We start from the raw sequence: 26,860 nt of genomic DNA, 5'->3' as shown, positions 1-26,860 counted from the left end.
GAGGCTACCGAACCTGCCGCCGGCCGCTCCTACGAGTCGTCATCGTCGTCCAGGGCACGGGTGTCGCGCAGCTCGACGTACGGTTCCTCCGTCTTCGGCAGGCCCCCGGCGATCGCGCGTCCGCGTTCGAGCTCGGCGTTGAGTTCGGCGCCGAGCAGGATGGCGATGTTCGACATCCAGATCCAGACCAGGAAGATGATCAGACCGGCGAGGCTTCCGTACGTCTTGTTGTACGACCCGAAGTTCGCGACGTAGAACGCGAAACCGGCCGAGACGACCAGCCAGATGACGACGGCGAAGAGGCCGCCGGGGGTGACCCAGCGGAACCCCTGCTTGGCGTTCGGCCCCGCCCAGTACAGCAGGGCGAACAGCATCCCGGCGACGAGCAGCAGCGCCGGCCATTTCACGATGCCGAAGATCGTGATGGCCGCCGGCCCGGCGCCGACCATCGCGCCGACGCGCTGGGCGACCGGCCCGGACACCACCACCGCGACGGCGCACGCCGACAGCAGGACCAGCGTCGTGAGCGTGATGACGACGCGGAGCGGCAGGGTCTTGTAGATCGGGCGTCCCTCTTCGACGTCGTAGATGGCGTTGGCGGCGCGCATGAACGCCGCGACGTACCCGGAGGCGGACCAGATCGCCGCCGCCAGGCTCACGACCGCGACGATCCCGGCGCCGCCGGGTCCCCGCTGCAACTCGGTGATGGCGTTCACGAGGATCTGCCGGACCTGCCCGGGCGCGAGCTGGCCGACGTTGGTGATCAGCGACTGCGACACCGATTTCCCGGCCAGGCCGACGATGGAGACGACCACGAGCATCGCCGGGAAGATGGACAGCACGCTGTAGTAGGTGAGGGCGGCGGCCCAGTCGGTGACGTTGTCTCGCCGGAACTCCCCCACCGACCGCCGGACCGCGGCCCACCACGAGCGGCCGGGCAGGTCGGTCGGGCTCCGTGGCGCGTCCGTGGCGTCCGTGCTCATGAGCCCTCCTTCGTCGGAAGGGCGATCCCGTCGCGCGTGTTTTTGATTCGCTCGCTTCGCTCGCTCATGGGCCCTCCTTCGTCGGAGGAGAGACCATGCGCGCGTGTTCTTCGATTCGCTCGCCGCGCTCGCTCATTCGGCGTCGTCGTAGTTCTGGCTGTGCAGGAGGTAACCGCGGTTCAGCGCGGCCTTGACCGCTCCGCTGATCGCGCCCTGCAGGGTCGCGGCGATGAGCACCTCGGCCCAGCTTCGCTCCAGGTCGCCCGCGTCGGGGGTGTCATCGTCGCGGGCGATCAGCCGCCAGGTCTGCTTGAAGATCACACCGGCGATCAGGCCGCCGGCGATGCCGAGCGCCGCCGAGGCCGACCGCGACATCGAGTTCCCCTTGCTCATGATGTCTCCTTCGTCGGAGGGGTGGCCAGGAATACGTGCTTGTCGGTTCGCTCGCTCCATTCGCTCATGACCGCTTCCTCCTGCTCAGCGCCAGCAGGGCGGCCGCGGCGCAGAGGCCGGCCGCGCCGTACACCAGGGCGGGCCGTCTTCCCGCGGTGTCCGCCGCCTGGCGCGCGGGCTCGGGGATGTTCTCTTCGGCCCGGCCGAGCGAAGCGGTGACCTTCTCCCGTGCGCGCTCGCGCATCCGCGCGGCGCTGCCCCGTACGCGTTTGGGCACGTCCACCTTCGCGGCCAGCGCCTGCACGGTCTTGGCCAGCTCCTGGCGGTTCTGTTCGATCCCGGCGACGAGCTGCTCGCGTTCGCCGGCGCCGCCCGTCCGGGTGGTCTCGTGGCTCATCGTTGACGCCCTTCGAGGTTCGCGTTCGCTGATGCCGCCCACACGTACCCGGACAGCGCGCACTAATGCGGCGTCAACCGATGTTCGCCGGGCCGGGCGAACACGTCCTCAGATTTTTTTCGCGGTGATGTCGAATGGCGTCGACTCCGTTCGTAGCCAGGGTGAGAGGCCGGCAAGGAGCCGGTCGCGACACACCGGAGGCTCACGATGTCCGTCACCACCACCGCCGTTCCCGTTCCCGCGAAGTCGCTGATCGCCGGGGGTCTGACCGCGGCGGCCCTCGCCGCCGTGGCGACCTCCGCCATCGCGGCGGCGGGTAAGGCCGCCGGGATCAGCCTGGCCGTCGGCGGCGCGCCGATCCCGGTGTCCGGGTTCGCCGTGCTGACCGCGATCTTCTCCGTGGTGGGCCTGGTGCTGGCCCTGGTCCTGGCCCGCATGGCCCGCCGTCCGCGCACGGTGTTCGTCCGCACCACGATCGTGCTCACCGCGTTGTCGCTGGTGCCGGACGTGCTCGCGGACGCGTCCGCGGCCACGAAGGCGCTGCTGATGCTGACGCACCTGGCCGCCGCCGCGATCGTGATCCCGGCCATCACCCGCCGCCTCGCCGCCTGAGATGAGAAGGAGCGTGCCCACCGTGAACCAGGAGAGCGTGAGCGCCACCCTGACCTTCGCCGTGCCCGCCGCGAGAGTGTTCGCGGTGCTGGCGGACCCGACGACCCATGCCGCGATCGACGGCACCGGCTGGGTTCAGGCACCCGCCGACCGGGCGCCGCTGACCGAGGTCGGGCAGATCTTCCGGATGGACATGTATCACTCCGACCACTCCGACGGCGACTACCAGGTGGTCAACAAGGTCGAGGTACTCGACCCGCCGCGCGCCATCGGCTGGATGACGGGGACGGAGCAGAGCGACGGCCGGCTGGAGTTCGGCGGCTGGATCTGGCGGTACGACCTGACGCCGACCGGTCCGTCCGAGACCGCGGTCACGCTCACGTACGACTGGTCGGCGGTGCCGCAGTACATCCGGGATCGCGGCATCCGGTTCCCGCCGTTCGGCCCTGAGCACCTCACCAACTCGCTGTACCACCTGGCCGAGCTCGCCGCACCGGCATCCCGCGTCTGAACGCCCACCTGCGACATAAAGGAGAACTCCCATGACCACCGACACCACCAGCGCCCACTCGCAGACGCCCGACGGCTGGACCGCGGGAACCTGGACCATCGACCCCGCCCACACCGCGGTGAGCTTTTCGGCGCGCCACCTGATGAGCCGGGTACGCGGAACATTCGCCGAGGTCAGCGGGCAGATCGTCACCGACCCCGACCCCGCCCGCTCGACCGTCACGGCCGTGATCGGGACCGCCTCGGTCAACACCGGCAACCAGATGCGCGACGATCACCTGCGGTCGCCCGATTTCTTCGACGTCGAGCGGTACCCGCAGATGAGGTTCGTCAGTCAGGCACTGCGCCGGGTGGCCGGCTCCTGGGTGCTGTCGGGTGAGCTGACGATCCGCGATGTCACCCGGGCGGTGGACCTCGAGGTCGAGTTCCTCGGCTCCGACCCGACCGGGCTCCAGGGCGAGCCGCGGATCGGATTCTCGGCTCAGGCGACCATCAGCCGCCGCGACTTCGGCGTCACCTTCGGCCTGGTCGCCGACGGCGCCAAGATCATCATCGCGGACAAGATCGACATCACCCTGGACGTCCAGGGATTCCTGGCCTCCTGAGACACCGATCGCACCGGGCCGAGACAGAACGGAACAAGACAATGACGAAAGCGAATCGGGTCCGCTGGGTGGCGCTGGCGGTGGTGTGTGCGGGATCGCTGATGAACGTGCTGGACACCACGATCGTGGGTGTCGCCCTGCCCGCGATCCAGCATGATCTGGGCTTCAGCCAGGCGTCGCTGGCGTGGGTGGTGAACGCCTACCTGCTCACCTACGGCGGGTTCCTGGTGCTGGGCGGGCGGCTGGGCGACCTGTTCGGTCACCGGCGGCTGTTCGCCGCGGCCGTCGGCGTCTTCACCTTGGCCTCACTCGCCTGCGGCCTGGCTCCCGCACAGGGATTCCTGCTGGCCGCGCGTGCGGTGCAGGGGCTGGCCGGGGCGATCGCCTCCGCCGTCGCGCTCTCGCTGGTGGTCTCGCTGTTCCCCGAACCGGCCGGGCGGGCCAAGGCAATGGGTCTGTTCGGATTGATCAACGCCGGCGGCGCCAGCATCGGGGTGCTGGCCGGCGGTGTCCTGACCGGCCTGCTGTCCTGGCAATGGATCTTCTGGGTCAACGTCCCGATCGGCGCCGCGGTCCTCCTCGCCTCACTGCGCGTGCTGCCCACCGGCCCGGTCCGGCGACGCGGCCGGCTGGACGTGGTCGGCGCGGCCCTGGTGACCGCCGGGATGCTACTGGCCGTCTACGCCATCAACGGCGTCGGCCAGACCGGCTGGACCTCGAGCCGCACCATCGGCCTGCTGGCCGCCGTCGCGGTGCTGCTCGCGGCGTTCGTCGCAGTCGAGTCCCGCACCGCCGCCCCGCTGGTGCCGCTGCGGCTGCTCCGGCAGCGCAACCTGACCGCCGCCGGCGTCATCGGCCTGCTGTGGACCGCCGCCATGTTCGCCAACTTCTTCCTCACCACGTTGTACCTGCAGCAGGTCCTCGGCTACAGCGCGCTCCAGACCGGGCTGGCGTTCCTGCCCTCGAACCTGCTCATGGCCGGCGTGTCCGCCGGCGCCTCGGCCCGGCTGGTCGCCCGCTTCGGCACCAGGCCGCCGCTGGTGGCCGGGCTCCTGCTCGTCGCCGCCGGCCTGGCCCTGCTGGGCCACGCGCCCGTCGCGGGCCACTTCGCCGTGGACGTGCTGCCCGGCGGCATCCTGCTCGGCGCCGGCGCCGGAACGGCCATGTCCCCGCTCCTGCTGGCCGCCATCGGCGACCTGCCACCGGATGAGTCCGGTCTGGCATCCGGCATCGTCAACACCTCGATCATGCTCGGCGGCGCGCTCGGCCTCGCCGTCCTGGCCAACGTCGCCACCGGACGCACCGACCGGCTGACCGCCGCCGGGCACCCCCACCTGGACGCGCTCACCAGCGGCTACCATGCCGCCTATCTCACCGCCGCCGCCTGCGCCGCCCTCGCCGCCCTGCTCGCCGCCCGCTGGCTCCGCCCCGGCGCCACGCCCGGGAACCCCGCACCCACCCCGACCGCGCGACCCGCACTCGCCACCACAAGTCGAAGGAGTTCACCATGAAGCAGTACCTGCTCGCCGTCCAGCTCGACGAGAGCGCGCCGGCGCCGTCCGACCGGGAGTTCAAGGAGCAGATGACCCGGACGGGCAAGGTCAACGACGAGATGCGGTCCGCCGGTGCCTGGGTGTTCGCCGGTGGCCTGGTGTCCTCACACGCCACCACGGTCGTCCGCCCCGGCAACGGCACGACCACGATGACCGACGGCCCGTTCGCCGAAACGAAGGAACAGCTCGCCGGGTTCTGGGTGATCCGCGTCGAGGATCTGGACCAGGCGCTGGCCTGGGCCGACAAATGCGCACTCGCCTGCGAGGCCCCGATCGAGGTGCGCCCGTTCGACGAGTACTCGCAGGCCTGAGCACGAATGGATCTGGAGACCCTCTACCGGACGGAGTACGGCCGGTGCGTGGCCACGCTGACGCGCGTCCTCGGTGACATCGGGCTCGCCGAGGAGGCCGTCCAGGACGCGTTCGCGGTGGCCCTGCAGAAGTGGGACCAGCCGCCGCCCAATCCCGGCGCGTGGATCGTGACCACCGCCCGCAACCGGGCGATCGACCGCCTGCGCCGCGAGTCCACTCGCCAGGCCCGCCACGCTCAAGCGCTGCTGCTGCACCAACCCGACGAACCACAGGAGGTGGGACCGGTGCGCGACGACCAGCTCCGCATGATCTTCACCTGTTGCCACCCGGCCCTGTCCCCGCTCGCCCAGACCGCGCTCACGCTGCGCCTGCTGGGCGGGCTGGAGGTGGGAGAGATCGCACGGGCCTACCTGGTGCCGGAGGCGACCATCTCCCAGCGGATCGTCCGCGCGAAGAAGAAGATCCGCGACGCCGCCATCCCCTACCGCGTGCCCGAGGGCGCCGAACTCCCCGATCGGCTCGCGCCCGTACTCACCGTGCTCTACCTGGTCTTCAACGAGGGATACGCGTCCACGTCGGGGGAGCTGCTGCGGACGGACCTGTGCCTGGAGGCCATTCGCCTGGCGAGGGCGCTCGCCGAGCTGATGCCCGACGAGCCGGAGGTGATCGGGCTGCTGGCGCTGCTCCTGCTCACCGAAGCCCGGCGCCCGGCGCGGGTGGGGCCCGCGGGCGAGCTGGTGGTGCTCGCCGAGCAGGACCGGTCGCTGTGGAACCGGAAGCTGATCGCCGAGGGGCATGAGCTGGTACGGCGGTGCCTGCGCCGTGGGCAACCGGGGGCGTACCAGTTGCAGGCCGCCATCAACGCCGTGCACACCGACGGGCCGGCGACCGACTGGACGCAGGTGCTGGCGCTGTACGACCAGCTGGTACAGCACGTCCCGACCCCGATCGTCGCGCTCAACCGCGCGGTCGCCGTCGCCGAAGTGCACGGACCCGCGCCGGCGCTGGCCATCATCGATGAACTGGACCTGCCGGGCTACCACCTGCTGCCCGCGGCCCGCGCGGACCTGCTCACCCGCCTCGGCCGCACCGCCGACGCCCTCGCCGCCTACGACGAGGCGATCAGCCTGGCGACCAACGACACCGAACGAGCCTTCCTGCAGACCCGGCGGGCACGCCTGGCCTAGACGTCCTCCTCGGCGTCGGCGTCGGCGCGGCGGCGGCGCGGGAGCTCGGCGGCGGTCTCGGCGGACGGGGCCGGCTCCAGCAGTGCCTCCGGCGACGAGTCCTCCCGCAGCTCACCGATCGGCAGCTCGCCGATCGGGATCTCGTCGAGTCGTACCGCGCCGACCTGGGCGGACTCCTCCTGGGACCGGGCTCCGCCCGGCGGGTCGACGGTGATCAGGCCGTCCTTGAGCAGGATGGCCAGGTCCGAGAGCACGGAGTAGAGGCCGCGGCCGAGGGTGAAGGCGATGTCGCGCGCGCTGGCCCGCCCGTCGGCGGTGGCGAGGATCGCGGCGCGGCCCGGCGCGAGCACCGGGTTCCGCCGGGTCTCCGCGGGCGCCGGCCGCGTGTGGATCGTCAGGCCGAACGGCCGCCAGCCGGCGACCACCTCCAGCCGGCGGTGGGTCTCCCGTACGATCCGCCCGGTGTCCAGGCCGGGTTCGGCGGGCAGCAGAGGCGGCAGGTCACCGGGCCGCGCGGGCCGGGCGGTGCAGGAGGTGACGCCGCCCAGGGCGATCGCGAAGATCGCGTCGAAGACGGCGGTCTGCGTGAGCACCTCGACGGCCGCCGCGCCGAGCAGCCCGCGCTCGACCAGTTCCTCCGCCAGCCGGCCGTACGGGGCCGCGGCGGTGAACACCTCGCTCCAGTCGGCCTCGGAGATCCGGCCGGAGCGCAGGAGCAGCGACTCGATCCCCGGCGCGACCGGGGTGGAGGCCGCGAGGACCGCGCCGTCCCGCATGACCACCTCGCCGCCCTGGCCGCCGTCGAGCCGGAGGGTGCCGGAGAAGCGTTCTCGTCCTCTTCGTGTGAGAGCCGTGGTGAGAATGCCCGACCTGGGGAAGGACACCGCGGCTCCGCTCGGCGGCTCGGTTCGCGAAACGGGTTCTGTCACGTCGGCCATCCATCGGAACGGGAGTTCAGGGACGTTATGGGGTATTTCGGCTAAGTCATCATGCCAGGTGTGCGACCGAAATCCGGCACATCCCCGCCGTAACTTCGGTCAACCGAATGGCACCTCTTCAGGAACCTCCGGTCAGGTCACATGTCAAACGGCCCTCGTCGCGGCGAATGCCCGACATATCGCCATCCGGCCCGGTACCTTTCTCCTCAGATACATCACGCCTGCCGACCGGTGTCACAAAAGGTGTTTCGGTCACGGGGAAGCTCGGTCAGGCGGCTCACGGGGTGGGAGGCTCGATGAATATCGAAACCGCGCTCAAGGAAGCCATGGCGATCGACGGGGCCCTCGGCGCCGCACTGGTCGACTATGAGAGCGGCATGACGCTCGGCGTCAGCGGCGGCGGCCGCGAACTCGACCTGGAGGTGGCCGCCGCGGGCAACACCGAGGTCGTCCGCGCCAAGGCCCGTACGCTCGAGTCCCTGGGCATCACGGAGTCGATCGAGGACATCCTGATCACGCTCGACCAGCAGTACCACGTGATCAGGCTGCTCAACCGCGGCGGCAGCCAGCTGTTCTTCTACCTCGCCCTCGACCGCTCCCGCGCCAACCTGGCGCTCGCCCGGCACAGCCTGCGCCGCATCGAGAGCGAAGTCGACCTCTAGGCTCGGCGAAAGCAGGACAGGGGATGAACAAGGAAGCGGTGCTCGCCGAGCTGCACGCCCTGCGCGAGCAGGTCGTCGGGGTGCGAGACAGCGCGATCGCGTCGGTCGACGGCATGCTCGTCGTGTCCGACACGGACAAAGTGCGCCCGGACGCGCTGGCCGCCCTCGCGGCGGCGGCCCTCGGGCTGGGCAAGAGCACCAGCAACGAGGTCGGCATGGGCGAACTCCGCGAGGTCGTCACCCGCTGCCAGAGCGGCCACATCGTCGTCTACGCGATCCAGGACCACAGCCTCCTCGTCGTCCTCGGCGACGAGGGGCTCGACATCGCCCGTCTCCACCTGCGGTCCCGCCCGGCCATCAGCCGGCTGGCCGAGATCCTCGGCTGAGGGTCAGGTCGACCGCTGGGCGCGGTGGCGTTCGTCGCCGCCGTCGAAGTCGGTGTAGGTGTAGGGGTTCGGGACGCGCTCGGCGGCGGGCAGCTCCGGGGTGAGGCTGTCCTGCCATGCCTGCTCGCCCATGGTGGACCGGGCGTACTCCACGGTGCGGCCGACGGCCGCCCTGGCGCCGGCCAGGTCGGCGCCGACGAGACGGTGCTCGTGCTTGACCACGCGCCCGTTGACCAGCACGGTGTGCACGTCGCCGCGGCTCGCCTGGTAGACGACGGTGCCGTACGGGTGGAGCAGCGGGTACAGGGCCGGGGCGTCGTCGTTCTTGATCAGGACGAGGTCCGCCTTCTTGCCCGGCGTCACGCTGCCGATCACCGAGTCGAGCCCGAGCGCGCGGGCGCCGCCGATGGTGGCCCATCGCACGACCTCCTCGGCACGCAACGAGTTGTGCACGACGGTGTCGCCGCGGGCGTGCGCCTCCAGGTGCTCCCGCGAACGGTCGGCGGACAGCGTGGCCCGCATCGCGGAGAACAGGTCGGCGCTCCACCACACGCTGGTGTCCATCGACAGCGAGACCGGGATGCCGTGCCGCCGCAGCTGCCAGCTCGGCGGGTACCCCTGACCGGCGCTCTGCTCGCTCTCGGTCGACACCGACACGGACCCGCCGCTGGCGGCGATGCGCTGGTAGGAGTCCTGGCTGAGGGTGGCGGCGTGGACGTAGGTGGTGCCGGGCGTCATGAAGCCGCCCTCCCACATGAGCCGGATGCCGTCGTCGTTGGTCGCGCCCCAGACACCGGCGTGCGTGGTGACCCGCAGGCCCAGGTCCCGTGCGGCCTCGAACGCCCCCCGCTCCGGGAACTTCGGGTCGCCGGTGACGTCGAAGGCGAGCTGCAGGCCGAGCATGTCGTCCGGCGCGCCGAACCGCTCGACGAAGCCGCGGAACTCCGGGCTGTTCGTCCACTCCCACGGGGCCCCGAGCAGGTTCCCGTACGCGAGGACGAACCGGCCGGGCGCCGCCCGCAGCGCGTCGGCGGCGGCCTCGCCGTGCTCCACCGTCCGCAGCCCGTGCGACCAGTCCACCGTGGTCGTGACGCCCGCGTCCACCGCCTCGATCGCGGACAGCGTGTCGCCGGCGTGGATGTCCTCGGGGCGGAAGATCTTGCCCCAGTTGAGGTAGTAGAAGACGAAGTACTGCGTCAGGGTCCAGTCGGCGCCCAGCCCGCGCAGCGCGGTCTGCCACATGTGCCGGTGGGTGTCGACCATGCCGGGCATCAGGATGCCGCCGGAGGCGTCGATCTCGGCGGTGCCGCCGGGCACCGCGAGGTCGCGGCCGACCTCGGCGATCGTCTCGCCGGTGACGAGCACGTCGCCCTCGATGACGCCAGCGTCGTCCATGGTGAGGACGGTCGCGTCGCGGAAGACGATCGGGCGGCCGTCGAACTGGTCGGGGTTCATGAGTCCTCCTTCGTCGGCTGGAGTGACCACTGGGGCGCGCCTTCGATTCCCTCGCTCCGCTCGGTCATGGCGTCACCTGCTCAGGTGGAGATGTCCGGGTACGGCAGGGCGAAGTGGGACAGCTTGGCGGCGTAGTCGAGCTGCATCCCCAGCGGCTCGGTGAAGTCGCGCTCGAACATGGCGATCCACAGCGTCAGGGTGAGGAAGTTGTGCGCGCCCATCGCGAACAGCGCGACGTGGTCGTGCGTCCTGAGTGCCTGGCGCTCCTCGTCCGTGAAGGACAGCCAGGTGGTGCGCTCGCCGCTCGGCAGGTTGAGGATCTCCCCCGCCTTCTCGGCCTCCCACCACGCGACGGTGCCCTCGGGATCCTCGCGGTACCGCTCGACGAGCTCGGGGTCACGGTCGATCGTGTAAAGAAACTTGTTCACCAGGTACTTGCTCATGCTCCCACTCCGTTCGGATACCAGGTGAAGTAGGCCTCCATGGTGTGGAAGAGGTCCAGGTTGTCGGCGTAGTCGGCCTTGCGGCCGTCGGCGAGGCCCATCATCAGCATGAAGTCCATGAAGCCGTGGGTGGCGTTGCCCGGGGCGTGCAGGCTGTCGAGGGTGACCTCCGAAAGGCACCCCTCGAGGTCGCCGTTCGCGATCCACTCGACCGCCTTCGCGTCGAACTCCGGGTCGGGCCCGTGGGCGCCGAACTGGCGCGGGCCGCCCAGTTCGAGCGACAGGTGCCCGGTGCCGATCACCGCGACGCGCAGGTCGCTCGGCCACGCGTCGACCAGCTCGCGGATCGTCCGGCCGAGCCGCACGAACCGCTCCGGGCGCGGCAGGGGCGGGGCGAAGATGTTGGTGTAGATCGGCACGATCGGCAGGTCGTTCTGCGGCCGTACGGTGAAGATCGGGCACGTGATGGAGTGGTCGACGCGCAGTTCGTTGCTGAACGCCAGGTCGAAGTCCCGGTCGATGCCCTCGCGCAGGATGTACGCCGACAGCTCCTCATGCCCCTTGAGGAGCAACTTCGGCAGGCCGAACTCCCGCTCCTCGTTGTAGTAGTTCGCGTCGTAGACCGGGGCCTTGCCGACCAGGAACTGCGGCATGTTGTCCAGCCAGAGCTGGTGGAAGTGGTCCGAGCCGACCATGACCAGCACGTCGGGGCGGGCTCGCGTCAGCGTCTCGCGGTAGGCCTCGACCTTCCGGACCCACGCGGCGGCGAAGGGCGGCGCCTCCTCGGCGGGAAGCCGGCTGGTCCGGTAGTAGAACGGATGGTGCGTCGTGGCCAGAATCGCGACGAGATTCGCCATCGTGACGGTCCTTCCTCGTTAACAACCGCCTACCGGACACTCGTCCGATGAGCGGCGTTAGGGGAAAGATGGCGCGGGAGCCGAGTGGTGTCAAGGGGCCCGTGCGCCGGACGGCCGGCGGGTTCACGGCTCCTCGGCCGCTGTGCGACCATGCTCACGGTGTCACCGTCCGGTGACGCCGGTCGACCAGGGGGGAGATCATGGCCGGACGCGGCTCCGATCCCGACTTCGTCGAGGCGCTCGCCCGCGGGCTCGACATCCTGTCGTGCTTCGGCGAGCGGCGTCCGCGCATGACGCTGACGGAGGTCGCCGCCGCGACCGGACTGGCCCGCCCGACCGCGCGCCGGCTGCTGCTGACGCTGCGCGAGCTCGGCTACGTCCGGGCGGACGACGGCGCGTTCACCCTGACGCCGCAGGTGCTGCGCCTGGGCATGTCGTACGTTGGCGCGCTCGGGCTGTGGGACATCGCCCGCCCGCACCTGGAGGGCCTGGTCGCCCAGACCGGCGAGTCGTCGTCGATGTCGCAGCTCGACGGGCCCGACATCGTCTACGTCGCCCGCGTCTCGGTGCCGAAGATCATCACCTTGCGGGTCGAGATCGGCACCCGCTTCCCGGCCGCCCGCACCTCCCAGGGCAAGGTGCTGCTCGCCGCTCTGCCCCCGGACACGCTCCACGAGACGCTGAGCCGCCCGAGCCGCGCGGGCCTGCCACCGTTCCTGCCGCGTGACCCGGCCGAGCTGGAGGAGGAGCTGCTCACCGTACGCGCACGGGGCTGGGCGCTGGCGGATGAGGAACTCGCACCGGGCATCCGGTCGGTCGCGGCGCCGGTCCGCGACGGCACGGGCCAGGTCCGCGCCGCGATGAACGTGACCGTACACGCGGCCGAGACGAGCGTGGACGTACTGGTCGGCGAGCACCTCCCCCGGCTGCTGCGAACGGCGGGCGACGTCTCCGCCGAGTGGGCCCTCTGGCAGTCCCGCCCGCACACCGAGGTGAGCGCCGACCCGGTCACACCCATACGTAGTTGTCGTCAGTGACGGCGGGCAGAGCCGCATCGGTCACCGCGGCGAGTGGGTCGGGAAGCGCGGCCAGTGCCGGCCCGATGGGGGGAAGATCGGCAGCTCGGCGGTCGTGCGGTAGTCGATCCAGTCGACGAGGCCGATCTCATGCCCGCCGGGAACCTCGTCGTATTCCTCGGTGGCCAGTGCCTCGCGGACATCGGGGGTGATGTGGAGTCGGTAGATGAGGTGCAGCTTTCGCGGCGGCGGAGTAGCCCCGGGGCGGGAGACCATCTGGTCGATCACCCACAGCAACTCCGGCGCGTCGGCCTGGGAGTGGGCGAGGCCGAGTTCCTCGGCCAGCTCACGCCGCAACGCGGTCAGCAGGTCTTCGCCGTGCTCGACATTGCCGCCGGGCGGAGTGAAGTGAGTCGACCCTGGCCGGTCCCGCCGTATCAAGGCCACGTCGTTGCCACAGAAGACGAGCGCGCCGACGCGGATCTTGATACGGGCGAAATCCGGTGCCATGACCTCACGTGAGTTCGACGTCATGGTGGCCAGTATCCCGGCCATGTGATCGGTACTCCCTGATTGAGCGATTGGCCATGACAGTCGGAACGGGCTCCACTTGTTGACGGGTTCGGGGACCAGTTGGTGATCATCTAGACGGAAGATGTTGGTGAGTTTGGGCACCACTGCGCCTGCGTTCGAGCGTCCCCGGCTGGTAGGTCTCCCCGTCTCAGTTCAGGTGGCACTATCTCAGTCACGTTCGCGAGATCACGACACCTGAGTTTGGGATTGCACTCATCGAGGAGTACCGATGCATAGCCGTGATGCGCAGCACGCCGCGCGCTTGGCCGCATATGGGGCCGTCTCAACGCGTCTGTCCCTGATGGGTGATCGTCAGCTCAAGCAGGCCGTGGTGGCGGCAACTCCGCTCGGGTCCGGCATCGGTGGCCGGTCAGGAGAACTGGACGTCGCTGGGGTTCGGGTCTTCGTAAAGCGTGTCCCGTTAACGGATGTCGAGTTGCGGCCGGAGAACACGAGGTCGACTGCGAACCTGTTTGGCCTGCCGACGTTCTACCACTATGGAGTGGGCTCGGCCGGTTTCGGAGCCTGGCGTGAGCTTGCCGTGCATGTCATGACCACCAACTGGGTCCTCACGCGCGAATACGAGGGCTTTCCGCTCATGTACCACTGGAGGGTTCTGCCCGACTCGCCTCCAGAGGGATTTGCTGAGCAGTTCGGAGGCGTTGACGGGGCGGTCGCGTACTGGGAAGGTTCGCCCGCCGTGCGCGAGCGGCTGGAGGCCGTCGGCCGGTCATCGTCCAGCCTGGTGCTCTTCCTGGAACACGTGCCGCAGACGCTGGCAGAGTGGCTGGAAGACGAGCGAGATGAGGCGACGAGCGGTCGAAGCGAGTCGCCCTACCCATGGGTGGATGAGGCCCTGCTCCGGGGGACCACCTTCATGAGTTCTCGCGGGCTCGTCCACTTCGACGCCCACTTCCACAACATCTTGACCGACGGCCGCCTGCTCTACTTCGCAGACTTCGGACTCGCCCTCAGCTCCGGTTTCGAACTGTCGGCCGCCGAAGCCGAGTTCCTCGCAGACCATCACGCCTACGACCGCTGCTTCACCGCCGGCCATCTGCTCCGGCACCATCTGCCGAACGGCGTAGTTGGCAATACCGAACATGCGGCGTTCTTGCGCGAGTGGATCGCAGGCCGAAAGCCCGACCGGATCCCGCCCGAGATCACCATGGTCATTGACCGGCACTGCCAGATTGCCGTAGTCCTGGATGAGTTCCACCGCCGTCTGCTGACGGAGAGCAAGAAAACGGCGTATCCGACCGCCGAGCTCGAGCTGGCCCTGTGCATGTCAGTGACGGGCGCCCGCTAGCGTGCGCTCCTGTGTGGGGGGACGAACCACGTTCGTCCTTTCGACGACTTGTGGCAGATCGCCGTCATGCTCCCACCGTCACCATCACGGTGGTGCCCAAACTCACCAACACAACCTCCCGGCCCCCAGCGGGTGCGGTCAGTCTGACACGTTCCAGGGCTGGCTGGGGTGATGGTTGGCGTTATCTCGGGAAGGTGACGAGTTCGGCGAGCGCTTGGTCGAGATCGTCGGCGATGCCTTGTTGAAGAAGTCGCTGGAACACGGGGTCTCCGGCGGCGGCCAGTTCTCGGATCCCGTCGGCGTGGGCCTTGACGCGTTCCCGCACCGCTTCGAGGAAGTCTGTTGCAGTGCCCGACCAGCCGTAGGTGTCAAGGAATCGCTGAAGCCGACGGGGACGGGCGTCAAAATCTGTGAACCCTTCGGCGGCGGCGACATGCCGGGCGTGCAGTGGCACCCAACTGAAGACGGTGAAGGCCAGGTCCCATTCGGGTCTGACGGGCCCGGCGAGGTCCCAGTCGAAGAATCCGGCCAGTCGGCCGTTGTGCCAGGCGGCGTTGTAGGGGGCTGCGTCGTTGTGACCGATGATCAGGCCTGGCGACCAGCGGTTTCCGCCTTTCCAGACAGCGTCAGGTGGCGGGAGGAAGTCGGCGACTGCGTGGTGGTAGGCGTGCATCCAGCGCGCCACTTGGTCGAGTGTGTCGTCGGCGTGGACCCACCCTGGCCAGGGTTTGTTACTTCCGACGGTTCGGCCTTCGAGGAAGGTGAGGATCTCCCGGCCCTGCTCGTCGAAGCCGAGTGGGCGTGGGGCGGCGGTGAACTGCTTGGTCGCCAGATGAGTGAGCAGCGCGTGCACTGCGGCCGTCCATGGTCCGGCGGCGCGGCGGACGGTATCGCCGATCCGAATAGCACCGCCGATGTTCCCGCCATCGAGTCGTTCAGCCGAGTCCACGACGATCACTCCTCCGGCAGTCGATGACCGCATCGATCAGCCCTGTGGTGCAGGTCAGGCCATAGGTAGCGGCGAACAACTCCAACCGGCCACCTTGACCCAGCCCTCCGGACCGGACTCTCCATCCAGGTAGGTGAGGACCTCGCGACCCTCCTCGTCGGTCCCCAGCAGCCGTGGCGAGTAAGGGAAACCGACCTGCTCCAGATGCCCGAGCAACGCATGGACGGCCGGTGTCCACGGGTGGGTGGGCCTGCGGACGGTGTCTCCCAGACGTACCACCCTGCGGTGCGGTGCGTCCTGCAGCACGTCCTCGTCTGCCATGAGTTCCGAGATTACCTTCGCCGCACTTGCGGTCTCCTCCCGGTCGGTCACAACGTGGAACAGCGGGGAACCAGTCATCATCGTCTCGGTCGCTTCGCTGTGGACGGCCGCGCACAGAGGAGGGCCGTCGGCGCGTTGAAGGCATCAGATGTCCCGCGAGGGGTGGCCGCTGCCGTTGCCACGGCCGCCGCGCTCGGCCTGGGGGTCGATGACGCGGTCGTTCTTCACGACTCGAACCGGATCGCCGTACGCCTGCGGCCCTGTGACGTTCTCGCGCGGATCGCGTATGTCGCGCACCGGGCCGCCGCCGAGTTCGAAGTCGAGGTCGCTCGGCGGCTCGCCGGAACGGACGGTCCGGTGGCCGCGCTCGAGCCTCGTGTCGAGCCCCGCGTGTACGTGCGTGACGGCTTCGTGGTCACGCTGTGGAGGTACTACGAGCCGGTGCCTTCACCCGAGCTCACGCCTGCCGAGTACGCGCGGGCGCTCGTGCGGCTGCATGCCGGCATGCGGCAGGTCGACGTCTCCGCGCCGCACTTCACTGATCGCGTCGCGCAGGCGCGGTCGCTGGTCGGCGACCGCGCCCGCACCCCGGAGCTCGGTGAGGCGGAGCGCGGACTGCTCGGCGACGCGCTGACGCGCCTGAGCCGTGCGATCGGCGACCGCGGTGCCGATGAGCAGTTGCTGCATGGTGAGCCGCATCCCGGCAATGTGCTCAGGACGAGGAGCGGACAGCTGTTCATCGATCTGGAGACATGCTGCCGCGGTCCGGTCGAGTTCGACATCGCCCATGCGCCCGAGCAGGTCGGCGAGCACTATCCGGCGGCCGATCCGGACCTGCTTCGCCAGTGCCGGATCCTCACCCTGGCGATAGCCACAACGTGGCGCTGGGATCGAGACGACCAACTGCCGAACGGACGCCGGCTGGGCGAACAGTGGCTCGACCAGATCCGGGCGGCACTCGGTCACTAGTCGGAGTGGGGGTGGGGGCCGCGGGTCGTACGAGCCCGGTCTCGGAAGATCCACCCTCCACCGCTTGACGAACCATCGGAGCATCCCGTTGACAGATGGTGCTCGGCGCGACGAGAGTTACGGACAGCTGTCCGTATCGCGGTTGGAGCGCCTCATGTCACCAGCAACCTCCGGCCCGCTGTCGGGCATCGTGGTGGCCGACTTCTCCCGGGTGCTCGCGGGCCCGTACTGCACGATGCTGCTCGCCGACCTGGGCGCCGACGTGATCAAGGTGGAGGGCCCGGCCGGCGACGACACCCGGCACTGGGTGCCGCCCGTACGCGACGGTGTGGGCACCTACTTCCTGGCGGTCAACCGCAACAAGCGGTCCATCGTGCTCGACCTCGCCGACGCGGGAGACGCCGAGGTCGCGCACGCCCTGTCCGCGCGAGCGGACGTGTTCATCCACAACTTCAAGCCCGGAGGCCTGGCGAAGTTCGGGCTCGACTACGACGCCGTGGCCGCGCGCAACGCCGACGTCATCTACTGCGAGATCAGCGGCTTCGGCTCGGCGGAGGGCGCGTCGCTGCCCGGGTACGACCTGCTCGTCCAGGCCATGTCCGGGCTGATGAGCCTGACCGGAGACCCCGCCGGCCCGCCGTACCGCTCCGGCATCTCCGTCTTCGACATCATGACCGGCCTGCACTCGGCGATCGGCATCCTCGCCGCACTGCACCACCGCGACCTCACCGGTGAGGGCCAGCGCGTCGAGACCAACCTGCTGTCCACCGCGCTCAGCACCATGGTCAACCAGGTGTCGGCGTACATCGCGGGCGGCGTGGTCCCCCACCGGATGGGCAACGCGCACCTGAGCCTGTTCCCGTACGAACCGCTCACCACCGGCGACGGGGAGCTGATCGTGGCCGCCGGCAACGACGGGCAGTTCCGCCGCCTCTGCGCCGCGCTCGGCGCGCCCGAGCTGGCCGGCGACGAGCGCTTCACGACCGTGGGGCGCCGCAACGAGAACCGCGAGGAGCTGCGGCCCCTGCTCCTCGACCGCCTCGCCACCCGGTCGGCGCGGGAGTGGTTCGACGTGCTCACCGAGGCGGGTGTCCCCTGCGGGCCGATCAACGACGTGCGCGGCGGGGTCGAGCTGGCCCGCGAGCTGGGCCTGGAGCCGGTCGTCTCGCCCGAGGGTGTGCCGAGCGTACGCAACCCGGTGCGCCTGTCGGCCACGCCCACGCGCTACGACCTCGCGCCGCCCGCCCTGGACGCCCACGGCGACGAGGTACGCGCCTGGCTCGGCCTGCCCGCCCCACACCGTACGGAAGGACCCCGCAAGTGACGCGACCCGTACCCGAGTTCCCCACCTCGCTCGGCACGTCCGACCCCACGACCATCACGCTGCTCGGGCAGGATCTCGCGCGGGACCTGATGGGCAAGGTGAGCTTCGGTGAGCTCGCGTACTGGCTGCTCACCCTCGAACGGCCGACCCCGCGGCAGTCGCGGCTGTTCGAGGCCGTGCTGCTCGGCCTCGCCGACCACGGGTTCACCCCGACCGCGATCGCCGCGCGGCTGACCTACCTCAGCGCGCCGGACGCGATCCAGGGCGCGCTCGCCGCGGGCCTGCTCGGCGGCGGCTCGCGGTTCCTCGGCGTCACCGAGGACACCGGCCGCTTCCTCGCCGGCGTGCTCGCCGAAGCCGGCGAGCACCCTTCCGACGAGGCGGGCTGGGACGCGCTGGCCGAACGCGCGATCGCCGCACGCAAGGCCGCCGGCCTGCTGGTCCCCGGCCTGGGCCACCCGGTGCACAAAGAAGGTGACCCGCGCACGCCGGTCATCATCCGCATCGCCCACGAGGAGGACCTGTACGGGCCGCACCTGGCGCTGTTCGAGGCCGTCGGCCGCGTCCATCCGCGCATCCTCGGCCGTACGCTGCCGCTCAACGGTGCCGGGGTGAGCGGCGCGGCCCTCGCCGACCTCGGCCTGCCACTCGAACTGCTCCGCGGCACCGTGCTCCTCGCCCGATGCGCCGGCCTGCTCGGGCACATCGCCGAGGAACTGCGCCGCCCGATGGCGAACGACGTCTACCTGACGGTCGACCGCAATGCGACGTACGTGGACCCCGATTAGGCTGCGCTCGTGCAGAACAGGACGTTCCGGATCGTGGACGGCGAACGGATCGAAGGAACCTGGCGGCATGTCTTCATCCACAACTGGACCTACCACCTGACCGATCTGCTGATCTACGCGGACGGGGCGATCTGGTGCTGGGAGTGGGTCGACCTCGACGGATTGCGCACCAAGCTGGCCCAGGGCTGGATCGCCACCGAGATTCCGCCGGGAGCGCGAGCGTCGGCGCACGACCTGGCCTCGTGGGTCTTCGACGAGCCGCGTGTCTGGATCGATCCGGACGACTTCGTCGTCCAGGTCGCCGACGAGATCGATCGGCTGAACGGTCGTCCGGACTCCACCGACCGCTGCCTGCGGGTTCTGGATCGGTACCTGGCCGGCCGTTCCGACGAGGACAGGCGAGCGCTCGCCACCGCGTACCTGGCCATTCCGGCGATGGACCGGCGCTATGCCCTGGGCGACATGGACGCCAAGGACTGGCCGCTGCGCGTCCTGTGCACCCCGGTGGGCGACGAGGCGGTCGGCGCGCCTGAATCCCCGGACCGGTTCGGCGTCGTCACCGAGGACATGCGCCGGTGGGCCTTCGACTACTTCGCCGAGCAGGATCGCAGCCGCGCCGAGTACGCCGATCGGCGGGAGCCCGACGACCCGCCCGGGCCCTCGGCGGGACCGGTGAACCTGGAGGCGGTCGTCTACCCGAAGGGCTGGCCGGATGATCCGGGCGTACTGGTCCTGCGGAACGAGTACCCGGCCGAGATCGAGTTCGGTGGCGTCCGCCATCCGACGGTCACGCACGCCTACTGGTCGTTGTCCACCGGTGATCCTGACGCGGCCGAGCGCATCCGCACCGCGGAGCGGCCGTACGAGGCCCGAAAGATCGCTGAGAAGGCCGTGCGTCGTCCGGAATGGTCCGGCATGCGGCTCGGGGTCATGTCCGCGCTGCTGCGAGCCAAGTTCGCCCAGCACCACGATCTCGCCGACATCCTGATCGCCACCGGTGACGCGCCCATCCACTATTCCGACCCGGGTTCGGTCTACTGGCACGCGCGCGGGGAGCGAGGCCGTAACTGGGTCGGGCGGCTGCTGGAACTGGTCCGCGGCGAGCTCGTCGCCGAGCGGGCCGGACTGGCGCTGCGCTGAGCCCCCGGTAGGTGGCGATGTGGGGCCGGCGCGGGATGATGGGTTGATGCCGGACGAGACGGATCTCACGACACAGCGGGTCCGAAACCCCTGGGGGCAGGGCGACCGGCTGCGTACGGAGATCCTCGACGCGGCCGTACGGCTGCTGTCGGAGCTGGGCGGCGCCGAGGCGCTGACGATCCGCGGCGTCGCGCGGGCGGCCGGCATCGCCCCGGCGAGCATCTACCAGCACTTCGCCGACAAGGCCGCGCTCGTCCGCGGGGTCGTCGAGTACGACTACGAGCGCCTCTCGGCCGTCATGCGGGAGGCCGACGAGAGCGCCGACACCGACGACGTGGTCGGCCGGGTCCGGGCCCAGATGCACGCCTACTGCCGGTTCGCGATCGCCAATCCAGGCCACTACCGGCTGATGCTGGGCAACCGCCGCGTCGCACGCGAGCCGGACGGCCGGCCGCGCGGCCCGCTGGTGCCGGTGGTGGAGTCGGTCGCCGCCGCGTTCGAACGCTGCGAGCGGGCGGGTGCGCGGCTGCGCCTGCCGAGCGACCGCGCGGCCGTGATGGTGTTCGTCGGGACCCACGGCCGCGTCGCGCTGTTCCACTCGGGCCGGGCCGACGAGGACGCCGACCGCATCCTGCAGTTCGTCGACGAGCTCATCTCCCTCGTCGTCGAGTAGGAACCCCGCCCTGCCGGACGGCCGTTAGACGTTCGAACCGCAGGTAGAGGCCTTGTAGGCCAGGACCTGGTAGCTGGTGTGCGCTCCGACGAAGTTGGTCACCGCCGCCGGCTTCGCGGCCGATGCCGGTGCGGCCACCGCGCCGGGCCGAGTTCGGAAACCTGCAGGACAAACCGCTCTTTAGCAGGCGAAACGTGATTTAGAACTCATTTCAGCACTCTCCTCAGGCACTGCCGTACGGCATATGCTGAGGCAATCGCCGAACAATCGTTCGGCAACTGTCCGTGTAGGAGGCCTCGATGCCGGACACCCGTGTGCCCGCCTACCCGATGAAGCGCGACTGCCCCTTCGACCCACCGCCCGAACTCGGCCGGATCCGCGCCGAGGACCCCGTCACCAGAGTGCGGCTCTGGGACGGCAGCCACCCCTGGCTGATCACCGGTTACGACGACCAGCGCGCGGTCCTGCGGGACCGCCGGTTCAGCGCCGACGTGCGGAGACCCGGATACCCCCACGTCACCGCGGGCTCACGGGCGAGACGCCGCCGGTCGCGGACGTTCATCTCGATGGACGAGCCCGAACACGGCAGGTACCGCCGGATGCTGACCAGCACCTTCATGATCAAGCGTGTGGAGGCTCTGCGCCCGCGGATCCAGGGGATCGTGGACGACCTCATCGACACGATGCTGGCCGGAACGCCGCCGGTGGACCTGGTCTCGGCCTTCGCGCTGCCCGTGCCCTCGCTGGTGATCTGCGAGCTGCTCGGCGTCCCGTACGCCGACCACGACTTCTTCCAGCGATGCAGCCGCGCCATGGTCAGCAGCCGATCCACGCCCGAAGAGGCGGTCACCGCCGGCGACGAGCTGAAGGAGTACCTGATCCGCCTGCTCGACCGCAAGGCCGGCGAGCCCGCCGACGACCTGCTCAGCCGGCTGGTCGTCGAACAGGCCGAGACGATGACGCGCTCCGAGCTCGCCGACATGGGCATGCTGCTGCTCGTCGCCGGCCACGAGACCACCGCGAACATGATCGCGCTCGGCACGCTGACCCTGCTCCAGCACCCCGACCAGCTCGCCGAGCTGCGCGAGGGCGATCCCGTGCTGATCAAGAGCGCGGTCGAGGAACTGCTGCGCTACCTCAACATCGTGCACAGCGGCCGGCGCCGCGTGGCCACCGAGGACGTCGAGGTCGGCGGGCGGCTGATCCGGGCCGGTGAGGGCGTCATCGTGGCGACCGACGCAGGCAACCGCGACGAGAAGGCCTTCCCCGACCCGGACGTACTGGACCTCCACCGGGAGGCGCGCCACCACGTGGCCTTCGGGTACGGCGTCCACCAGTGCCTCGGCCAGCCGCTCGCGCGGGTCGAACTGCAGGTGGTCTACAGCACGCTCTACCGCCGCGTCCCGACGCTGCGGCTCGCGGTGCCGCTGGAGGAGATCCGGTTCAAACACGACATGCTCGTGTACGGCGTCCACGAGCTGCCCGTCTCCTGGTGAGGAGGGATTCGGCATGAAGGTCAGCGTCGATCAGGAAAAGTGCATCGGATCGGGCCAGTGCGTCATGCTCGCCGCCGCCGTGTTCGACCAGCGCGACGAGGACGGCATCGTCGTACTCCGCGACGCGAACCCGCCGTCGGACCTGGACGACGACGTGAGCGAGGCCGCTCAGGTCTGCCCCGGCCTGGCGATCAGCGTCGAGGACTGACCACCTCGTACGGCGTCTCAGGCGCTGGGCCGGAGCAGGATGCCGGCGGCCATCGTGCAGGTTCCGGCCAGCGCCGTGACGGCGGCCAGCAGGACGGCGGCCGGGATGCCGACGGCGCCCGCGACCGCGCCGAAGGCGAACGGGGTGATCGCCGCACCCGTGAACAGGCCGGCCTGCACCCACGCGCCCGCGCGGGCGCCCTGCCCGTCCAGCAGGCGCATCACGGAGGCGAGCAGCAGGCCCGTCCAGCCCCAGCCGCCGGCCACGGCCAGGACGGCGCCGACGATGAACGCCACGGGCGTGCCGAACGCGGTGAGCGCCAGGCCCAGGGCGCCGCTGAGCATCATCGCCGCGACCACGGCCGGGTTGTGCCGGGGCTCCCGGTCGGCGACGCCGCCCGCGGTCAACCGCACGGCGATGGCGAGGACGCCGGCGAGCGACTGCATCAGTCCCGCGGTGGCCGTCGACAGGCCGGAGTGGGTGCCGATCTGGATGAAGTAGGAGGCGGCCGAGTTGGAACCCACGGTGGCGAGTCCGGCCGCCAGCGTCCACAGCAGGAGCACCCGGCGACCCGCTGCCTGCGGAGCGGTCTCGTCGTCCTTGCCGGTGGCGGATTCCTCCTCCTGACGAGCCGGGCCGGTCCGGCCGAGCGGAGCGACGCAGAGCGCGAGGACGGGGAAGGCGGCCGCCGTCACGAGCGCGGTCCGCCAGCCGTAGGGCCCGGCGACCAGTCCGGCGAGCAGGCCGGGCAGCAGCGGGGCCGCGCCGAGCGCCGCCCCCACCAGGCCGGTGGCGAATGACAGCCGGTGTCCCGGCACACGCGCGGCGACGTATCGCCCGGCCGCCGGCTGGGGCAGCGTGTTGGCCGCGCCGCCGATCAGCAGCGCGCCGATGAGCCCGGCCGGGCCGTTCGCCACGGCCGCCAGCAGCAGTGCGGCGGCGGCCAGCAGATCGATCACCAAGAGCACCGCCGGGAGCGGCAGGCGCGCCGCGACGCGGCGGGCGACGCCGGATCCGAGCGCGGTGACCGCGAAGAATCCACTCAGCGCCAGCCCGACGGCGGTCCCGGAGATCTCCGTACCGCGCTCGATCGGGGCGGCGAGCGCGGCCACGCCGAACACGGGTGTCATGGCGGCGACGGCCGCGGCGACGACCGCTCCCATGCCGCGCCACGGCCCGCGATCCGCAGGCCGCGGCCGGCGGACGATGGGGGTGGGAGCCAGGGTGCTCATGCTTCTCCTTTCCACTGCGCTTCCACCCTCGACCGGCGCGGTACTCCGATGCCAATAACTGCGCTTATGCCGTAATGGCATTATCAACAGGTGGATATCTCACTGCAGGCTCTGCGCTGCTTCGTCGCCGTGGCCGAGGAACTGCATTTCACCCGGGCCGCCGAACGTCTGCTCATGGCCCAGCCCGCGGTGTCAAAGTCGATCAGGCGGCTGGAGGGCACCCTGGGGGCGCCACTGTTCGTCCGGAGCAGCCACGGCGTCGAACTGACCGACGCCGGACGTTCCCTGCTGCCCGTGGCGACGCGGATGCTGACCGACTTCGACGGTTGGACGCGGGACCTGCGCGCCGTGACGGCCGAGGCGACCCGGGTACTCCAGGTGGGATACCACTCCAGCATCGAGCCGGCCCTGACGAACCGGATCGAGGCGGGATTCCGGCGATCGCGTCCCGGCTGGAGTGTGCGGATGCGGGTCGTCGACTGGGCCGACCCGGCGCGGGGCGTGCTGGACGGTGAGATCAGGGCGGCCCTCTTACGGTTGCCCGTGCCCGGCCGGGAGCGGCTCGACGTGGAGGTGCTGAGGCGGGAACCGCGGTGCGTGGCGCTGCCCGACGGGCACCGGCTGCTCGACCGCGACACCGTGCGCCTGGCCGATCTGAAGGACGAGGCGTTCGTCGCACTGCCCGCCGCCTCCGGGCCCCTGCGCGAGTTCTGGCTGGCGGCCGACCGGTTCGGCGGCCGGCAGCGCATCGCCGCCGAGGTCGGCAACTCCGAGGACTTCTTCCAGAACGTCCAGTCGAGCCGGGCCGTGGGAATGATCGCCGAGTCGAGCGCGCGCGTCTACCGGCGCCCCGGAGTCCACTACCGGCTGGTCGAGGACGCCGAGCCGAGCGAACTGGCCGTCGTGTGGGAACGCGACAGCACCGATCCGGTCGTGCGCGACTTCGTGCGCGCGTGTTCGGAGGCGGCGGAATCGGCCTGACCAGCCTCTAGGCGGGTGTCTCGTCGTTGTCGGCGGTCGGGTGCTTCACCTTCATCGCCCAGGCGATGAAGCGGGTGATCTGCGGCAGGGAGGGCTCGTCCTGCGGGCGGTCGGGGCGGCGGCCGTCGCTGGTGACCGGGGTCAGCCGGGCGACGCGGTTGAAGTCGCCGCGCAGCCGCAGCCAGCGACGGCTGCGCGGCTCCGCGTGCTCGGCCAGCCGCTCCTCCAGGGCGTTCTCCAGCGCGTAGCCGACCGCCTGGTTGACGCGCGTGTGCTCGCTGACGCCGTGCCGGAACTGGCCCTCGGGGTCGCGCGGCTCGGGTACCCGGCGGCGCGCCGACTCCGGGCGCAGCACCGCGTCGTACAGCGCCTCCGCGTCGGCCATGTCGGCCCGGTGGTAGAAGAAGTCGGCGCGTGCCTCGCGCATGCGGCGGCGTACGGCGTCGTCGAAGAAGTGGCCGGTCACCACGATCACGGTGAGCCGCTGGGCGTGCCGGCGGATGTGCTCGACGACGGCCACGCCGGGGAACTGGTCGGTGGTACGGCGGTGGTCGGCGGCGTCCACGATCGCCACGTCGGCCTCGCTCCACACGTCGTCGACGGTCAGCGCCTCATCGTGGTCGTACGCCCCGGCCAGCGTGATGCGGTCCGAGGCGGACAGCAGGGCGGCCATCCCGTGGCGGTTGACGGCGTCGTCGTCGACGACGACCACGCGGACGCACGCATCGACAGGCCGCGGCATGCCCGTCCTCCCCACGCATGGAATCTCCGTCCCCATGATTACGGATTTCCGCCGGATAAACCATTGCATTACAGAAAGGAATGACCACTCATTCGGCCGCGGCCGTGGCCAGCATGGTCCCCGCCTCTTCCAGGCGGCGTTCGATCTCCTCGCCCATTTGACGCGGTACCGCGTTTCCGAGAGCGCGATAGCGATCCTTCAGCTGATCGACCGCTTCGGTGGTCAACTCGACCACCAGCAGCCGGCCCCGGCGGAACCCGGCACGGACCGCCTCGTCGTGAATTCGGAGGCGCTGCGCGTGCATGTCCGCGACGTCCTGGTCGAGGATGTCGCGGACGCCCATGATGGTGAGCAGCGGCGGGGCGAACCAGCACAGCCCGATCACCGCGCCCGCGGCCGGGAACGGCGGCATCGCCAGCGCACCGGCGCCGACGGCCGCGGCGAGGCCCAGCGCGACGAGCGGCAGCCGGCTCCGGCGCAGGTCACGGGCGTGCACGTAGACGAGCGGCACCACCCAGTGCAGGAAGAACTCGAAGGGCAGCCGGCCGCTGCCCACCCGCATCGCGAGCGAGGTCACCACGCTCTGCAGCGCGCCCAGCAGCAGCGCCACCGGGATCACCCGTCGCGCCAGGTCGCGCCGGTCGCGACCGGCGTTGCGGTGCGCCCACCAGGCCGCGGCCATGTTCGCCAGCGCCAGCGGTCCGGTGAGCCAGAGCGGTACCGCCTCCCAGGCCGGCACCGACTGGCAGAGCACGATCATCGCGCCGCCGATGAACGCGATCGGCGCGGCGGTGACGGGCCAGGTGCCCGGCCGCGGGTCGGCCGGGACGACGACCGTACGCCCGTCCACGAGGACCTCCTGCCGCTGGCCGGGCGGCCCCAGGTGCGGGGCGTCGACCGTCACCGTGCCGCGCGGTCCCATCGCGTCCAGATCCGCCTCCAGGCGGCGGGCCTGGGCCGGGGACAGCAGGAGGGTGCCCGCCCCGGGGGTGATCCGCAGTTCGACGTCCGTGGACAGGTCGGGGCTGCGCGAGTTGTAGGCGCTCTGCCAGCGCAGCAGCGCGACGCCGAGGTAGGTCGACTGGCGCCCGCAGGCCTCGGCCAGGGCCGCCTTCCAGCCCGAGAACGGCCCCGGAACCGGCGCGGGCTCGTACCGCGCGATGAGCGGCGCCGTCCGCACGAGGAGGTCGACCACGGAGTCGGCGCCCATCGCGACGCTGTTCTGCCCGGCGAGCTCGGCCTGGCTGACCGCGGCCTCGATGTGGTGCCGCATGAGCCGCGCCTCTTCCCGCCAGCGCGCCAGCAGGTAGCTCCGGATGAGCCGTCCGCCGAGGGCCGCGAAACCCGGCCACAGGAGCGTCAGCAGCGTGAAGTGCCCGCCGGCGGCCTGGGCCGCGGTGGCCGCGCCGCCGACGAGAACCGGAGGGACCAGACCGCGGGCGCCGTACCAGAGCCCCGCCTCGGTGATCGCCGGGCTGGCCGCGATGACGACCACGTCGCCGGATCCGGGCAGCGCGAGCGACCACAGCGTCACGTCGAGCGTGTCGAGCGCCACGCGAGGCACGATCCGCCGGCCGGGGCCGCTGAGCAAAGGCGCGAGCACGCAGTCGAGCACGCCGCAGCCCAGAGCCGCGAGCGCGAGCGGCCAGCCGTGACCGGTCTGGAGCGCGACCATCGCCTCGAACAGGCGGGTGACGAGCTTGAAGCTCAGCAGCATGCGGAGCGGGAACGCCTTGGCCACCCGGGGCATCAGCCGGCTCAGCGCCAAGTCATCCCGCGCCGCGTCCGCGCCGGCCGCTCCGCCCGTGGTCACCGACCGCCTCCTGCCGTCATCCGCGTTCAACTA

The 26,860-nt window shown here is 70.7% G+C and carries 32 protein-coding genes; 18 read left to right on the top strand and 14 right to left on the bottom strand.

Annotation, left to right across the window (positions count from 1 at the left end):
* Positions 1 to 29 precede the first annotated feature (29 nt).
* The 3 genes from ACQEV1_RS04275 to ACQEV1_RS04265 form a co-directional block, all read right to left on the bottom strand.
* The gene (locus ACQEV1_RS04275; protein WP_285633424.1) at positions 30 to 983 is read right to left on the bottom strand and encodes a YihY/virulence factor BrkB family protein; all 954 of its coding nucleotides are present in this window, start codon (positions 981 to 983) and stop codon (positions 30 to 32) included.
* A 132-nt stretch (positions 984 to 1,115) separates the two neighbouring features.
* On the bottom strand, positions 1,116 to 1,376 hold the full coding sequence (locus ACQEV1_RS04270; RefSeq protein WP_433391425.1) for a DUF4235 domain-containing protein: 261 nt from the start codon (positions 1,374 to 1,376) through the stop codon (positions 1,116 to 1,118).
* Positions 1,377 to 1,440: 64 nt separating this feature from the next.
* Complete coding sequence (locus ACQEV1_RS04265) at positions 1,441 to 1,773, bottom strand: DUF3618 domain-containing protein (RefSeq protein WP_433391422.1); 333 nt, start codon at positions 1,771 to 1,773, stop codon at positions 1,441 to 1,443.
* Positions 1,774 to 1,980: 207 nt separating this feature from the next.
* Between ACQEV1_RS04265 and ACQEV1_RS04260 the strand changes: the two genes are divergently transcribed.
* The 6 genes from ACQEV1_RS04260 to ACQEV1_RS04235 are packed head-to-tail and all read left to right on the top strand — an operon-like array spanning position 1,981 to position 6,552.
* Complete coding sequence (locus tag ACQEV1_RS04260) at positions 1,981 to 2,385, top strand: DUF6069 family protein (protein ID WP_433391420.1); 405 nt, start codon at positions 1,981 to 1,983, stop codon at positions 2,383 to 2,385.
* Between the two features lie 22 nt (positions 2,386 to 2,407).
* The gene (locus tag ACQEV1_RS04255) at positions 2,408 to 2,896 is read left to right on the top strand and encodes an SRPBCC domain-containing protein (RefSeq protein ID WP_433391417.1); all 489 of its coding nucleotides are present in this window, start codon (positions 2,408 to 2,410) and stop codon (positions 2,894 to 2,896) included.
* Between the two features lie 31 nt (positions 2,897 to 2,927).
* The gene (locus ACQEV1_RS04250) at positions 2,928 to 3,500 is read left to right on the top strand and encodes a YceI family protein (protein WP_433391414.1); all 573 of its coding nucleotides are present in this window, start codon (positions 2,928 to 2,930) and stop codon (positions 3,498 to 3,500) included.
* 41 nt (positions 3,501 to 3,541) lie between these two features.
* Positions 3,542 to 5,011, top strand: a complete 1,470-nt coding sequence (locus ACQEV1_RS04245) for a DHA2 family efflux MFS transporter permease subunit (protein WP_433391411.1) — start codon at positions 3,542 to 3,544, stop codon at positions 5,009 to 5,011.
* Positions 5,008 to 5,364: a YciI family protein gene (locus ACQEV1_RS04240; RefSeq protein ID WP_433391408.1), complete on the top strand. Its 357-nt coding sequence runs from the start codon at positions 5,008 to 5,010 to the stop codon at positions 5,362 to 5,364. The genes ACQEV1_RS04245 and ACQEV1_RS04240 overlap by 4 nt, the downstream gene beginning before the upstream one ends.
* A gap of 6 nt (positions 5,365 to 5,370) precedes the next feature.
* The gene (locus ACQEV1_RS04235; protein WP_433391405.1) at positions 5,371 to 6,552 is read left to right on the top strand and encodes an RNA polymerase sigma factor; all 1,182 of its coding nucleotides are present in this window, start codon (positions 5,371 to 5,373) and stop codon (positions 6,550 to 6,552) included.
* Here ACQEV1_RS04235 and ACQEV1_RS04230 read toward each other — a convergent pair.
* Positions 6,549 to 7,481, bottom strand: a complete 933-nt coding sequence (locus ACQEV1_RS04230; protein WP_433391402.1) for a hypothetical protein — start codon at positions 7,479 to 7,481, stop codon at positions 6,549 to 6,551. The two genes, ACQEV1_RS04235 and ACQEV1_RS04230, sit on opposite strands and share 4 nt — an antisense overlap.
* A gap of 305 nt (positions 7,482 to 7,786) precedes the next feature.
* Between ACQEV1_RS04230 and ACQEV1_RS04225 the strand changes: the two genes are divergently transcribed.
* Positions 7,787 to 8,152, top strand: a complete 366-nt coding sequence (locus tag ACQEV1_RS04225) for a hypothetical protein (protein WP_285574969.1) — start codon at positions 7,787 to 7,789, stop codon at positions 8,150 to 8,152.
* A gap of 23 nt (positions 8,153 to 8,175) precedes the next feature.
* Entirely contained in the window at positions 8,176 to 8,538 is a 363-nt protein-coding gene (locus ACQEV1_RS04220; RefSeq protein ID WP_433391399.1) for a roadblock/LC7 domain-containing protein, read from the top strand.
* Positions 8,539 to 8,541: 3 nt separating this feature from the next.
* Here the strand turns inward: ACQEV1_RS04220 and ACQEV1_RS04215 are convergent, their stop codons facing one another.
* From ACQEV1_RS04215 to ACQEV1_RS04205, 3 genes are all read right to left on the bottom strand, one after another.
* Positions 8,542 to 9,993 (bottom strand): amidohydrolase family protein, encoded by a 1,452-nt coding sequence (locus ACQEV1_RS04215; RefSeq protein ID WP_285633449.1) that lies wholly within the window; start codon positions 9,991 to 9,993, stop codon positions 8,542 to 8,544.
* Positions 9,994 to 10,073: 80 nt separating this feature from the next.
* Entirely contained in the window at positions 10,074 to 10,436 is a 363-nt protein-coding gene (locus ACQEV1_RS04210) for a hypothetical protein (RefSeq protein ID WP_285574960.1), read from the bottom strand.
* The gene (locus ACQEV1_RS04205; RefSeq protein ID WP_433391395.1) at positions 10,433 to 11,293 is read right to left on the bottom strand and encodes an extradiol ring-cleavage dioxygenase; all 861 of its coding nucleotides are present in this window, start codon (positions 11,291 to 11,293) and stop codon (positions 10,433 to 10,435) included. The genes ACQEV1_RS04210 and ACQEV1_RS04205 overlap by 4 nt, the downstream gene beginning before the upstream one ends.
* Positions 11,294 to 11,493: 200 nt before the next feature.
* On the opposite strand from ACQEV1_RS04205, the gene ACQEV1_RS04200 reads away from it, so the two are divergent.
* Positions 11,494 to 12,330, top strand: coding sequence for an IclR family transcriptional regulator domain-containing protein (locus tag ACQEV1_RS04200; RefSeq protein ID WP_433391392.1), 837 nt, complete (start codon positions 11,494 to 11,496; stop codon positions 12,328 to 12,330).
* A gap of 21 nt (positions 12,331 to 12,351) precedes the next feature.
* On the opposite strand, the gene ACQEV1_RS04195 is transcribed toward ACQEV1_RS04200, so the two are convergent.
* On the bottom strand, positions 12,352 to 12,984 hold the full coding sequence (locus ACQEV1_RS04195) for an NUDIX hydrolase (RefSeq protein WP_433391388.1): 633 nt from the start codon (positions 12,982 to 12,984) through the stop codon (positions 12,352 to 12,354).
* Positions 12,985 to 13,111: 127 nt separating this feature from the next.
* Between ACQEV1_RS04195 and ACQEV1_RS04190 the strand changes: the two genes are divergently transcribed.
* Entirely contained in the window at positions 13,112 to 14,191 is a 1,080-nt protein-coding gene (locus ACQEV1_RS04190; RefSeq protein ID WP_433391386.1) for a protein kinase family protein, read from the top strand.
* A 181-nt stretch (positions 14,192 to 14,372) separates the two neighbouring features.
* Here ACQEV1_RS04190 and ACQEV1_RS04185 read toward each other — a convergent pair whose 3' ends face one another.
* From ACQEV1_RS04185 to ACQEV1_RS04175, 3 genes are all read right to left on the bottom strand, one after another.
* The gene (locus tag ACQEV1_RS04185) at positions 14,373 to 15,140 is read right to left on the bottom strand and encodes a phosphotransferase (protein ID WP_433391383.1); all 768 of its coding nucleotides are present in this window, start codon (positions 15,138 to 15,140) and stop codon (positions 14,373 to 14,375) included.
* Between the two features lie 54 nt (positions 15,141 to 15,194).
* A complete protein-coding gene (locus tag ACQEV1_RS04180) occupies positions 15,195 to 15,461 on the bottom strand; it encodes a hypothetical protein (protein ID WP_433391380.1) in 267 nt (88 codons plus the stop codon).
* A 144-nt stretch (positions 15,462 to 15,605) separates the two neighbouring features.
* Positions 15,606 to 15,758, bottom strand: coding sequence for a hypothetical protein (locus tag ACQEV1_RS04175; protein WP_433406175.1), 153 nt, complete (start codon positions 15,756 to 15,758; stop codon positions 15,606 to 15,608).
* Here ACQEV1_RS04175 and ACQEV1_RS04170 point away from each other — a divergent pair.
* The 7 genes from ACQEV1_RS04170 (at position 15,702) to ACQEV1_RS04140 (ending at position 22,059) form a co-directional block, all read left to right on the top strand.
* Complete coding sequence (locus ACQEV1_RS04170; protein ID WP_433405843.1) at positions 15,702 to 16,430, top strand: phosphotransferase family protein; 729 nt, start codon at positions 15,702 to 15,704, stop codon at positions 16,428 to 16,430. The genes ACQEV1_RS04175 and ACQEV1_RS04170 overlap by 57 nt on opposite strands.
* Positions 16,431 to 16,584: 154 nt before the next feature.
* Entirely contained in the window at positions 16,585 to 17,754 is a 1,170-nt protein-coding gene (locus ACQEV1_RS04165; protein WP_433391378.1) for a CaiB/BaiF CoA transferase family protein, read from the top strand.
* Positions 17,751 to 18,542 (top strand): citryl-CoA lyase, encoded by a 792-nt coding sequence (locus ACQEV1_RS04160; protein ID WP_433391375.1) that lies wholly within the window; start codon positions 17,751 to 17,753, stop codon positions 18,540 to 18,542. The genes ACQEV1_RS04165 and ACQEV1_RS04160 overlap by 4 nt, the downstream gene beginning before the upstream one ends.
* 9 nt (positions 18,543 to 18,551) lie before the next feature.
* A complete protein-coding gene (locus tag ACQEV1_RS04155) occupies positions 18,552 to 19,682 on the top strand; it encodes an NADAR family protein (protein WP_433391371.1) in 1,131 nt (376 codons plus the stop codon).
* 46 nt (positions 19,683 to 19,728) lie between these two features.
* Entirely contained in the window at positions 19,729 to 20,355 is a 627-nt protein-coding gene (locus ACQEV1_RS04150) for a TetR/AcrR family transcriptional regulator (RefSeq protein WP_285633477.1), read from the top strand.
* Between the two features lie 299 nt (positions 20,356 to 20,654).
* Positions 20,655 to 21,851 (top strand): cytochrome P450, encoded by a 1,197-nt coding sequence (locus ACQEV1_RS04145; RefSeq protein ID WP_433391369.1) that lies wholly within the window; start codon positions 20,655 to 20,657, stop codon positions 21,849 to 21,851.
* A 13-nt stretch (positions 21,852 to 21,864) separates the two neighbouring features.
* Positions 21,865 to 22,059 carry a ferredoxin gene (locus tag ACQEV1_RS04140; protein WP_285633483.1) on the top strand — a complete coding sequence of 65 codons (195 nt, stop codon included), beginning with the start codon at positions 21,865 to 21,867 and terminating at the stop codon, positions 22,057 to 22,059.
* Between the two features lie 17 nt (positions 22,060 to 22,076).
* Here ACQEV1_RS04140 and ACQEV1_RS04135 read toward each other — a convergent pair whose 3' ends face one another.
* Positions 22,077 to 23,291, bottom strand: coding sequence for an MFS transporter (locus ACQEV1_RS04135; protein WP_433391365.1), 1,215 nt, complete (start codon positions 23,289 to 23,291; stop codon positions 22,077 to 22,079).
* 90 nt (positions 23,292 to 23,381) lie between these two features.
* Between ACQEV1_RS04135 and ACQEV1_RS04130 the strand changes: the two genes are divergently transcribed.
* On the top strand, positions 23,382 to 24,272 hold the full coding sequence (locus ACQEV1_RS04130) for a LysR family transcriptional regulator (protein WP_285633489.1): 891 nt from the start codon (positions 23,382 to 23,384) through the stop codon (positions 24,270 to 24,272).
* A 7-nt stretch (positions 24,273 to 24,279) separates the two neighbouring features.
* Here the strand turns inward: ACQEV1_RS04130 and ACQEV1_RS04125 are convergent, their stop codons facing one another.
* Together ACQEV1_RS04125 and ACQEV1_RS04120 are read right to left on the bottom strand one after the other, a co-directional pair.
* Positions 24,280 to 25,014 (bottom strand): hypothetical protein, encoded by a 735-nt coding sequence (locus ACQEV1_RS04125; RefSeq protein ID WP_285633492.1) that lies wholly within the window; start codon positions 25,012 to 25,014, stop codon positions 24,280 to 24,282.
* Between the two features lie 88 nt (positions 25,015 to 25,102).
* A complete protein-coding gene (locus ACQEV1_RS04120) occupies positions 25,103 to 26,827 on the bottom strand; it encodes a hypothetical protein (protein WP_433391360.1) in 1,725 nt (574 codons plus the stop codon).
* Positions 26,828 to 26,860 lie beyond the last annotated feature (33 nt).

The sequence above is a fragment of the Actinoallomurus sp. CA-142502 genome (genome assembly GCF_050936355.1).
In the GTDB taxonomy this organism is placed as follows: Bacteria; Actinomycetota; Actinomycetes; order Streptosporangiales; family Streptosporangiaceae; genus Actinoallomurus; species Actinoallomurus iriomotensis.
Note: the sequence above shows the minus strand (reverse complement) of the source record. Positions and strands in the feature narration are given on the sequence as shown.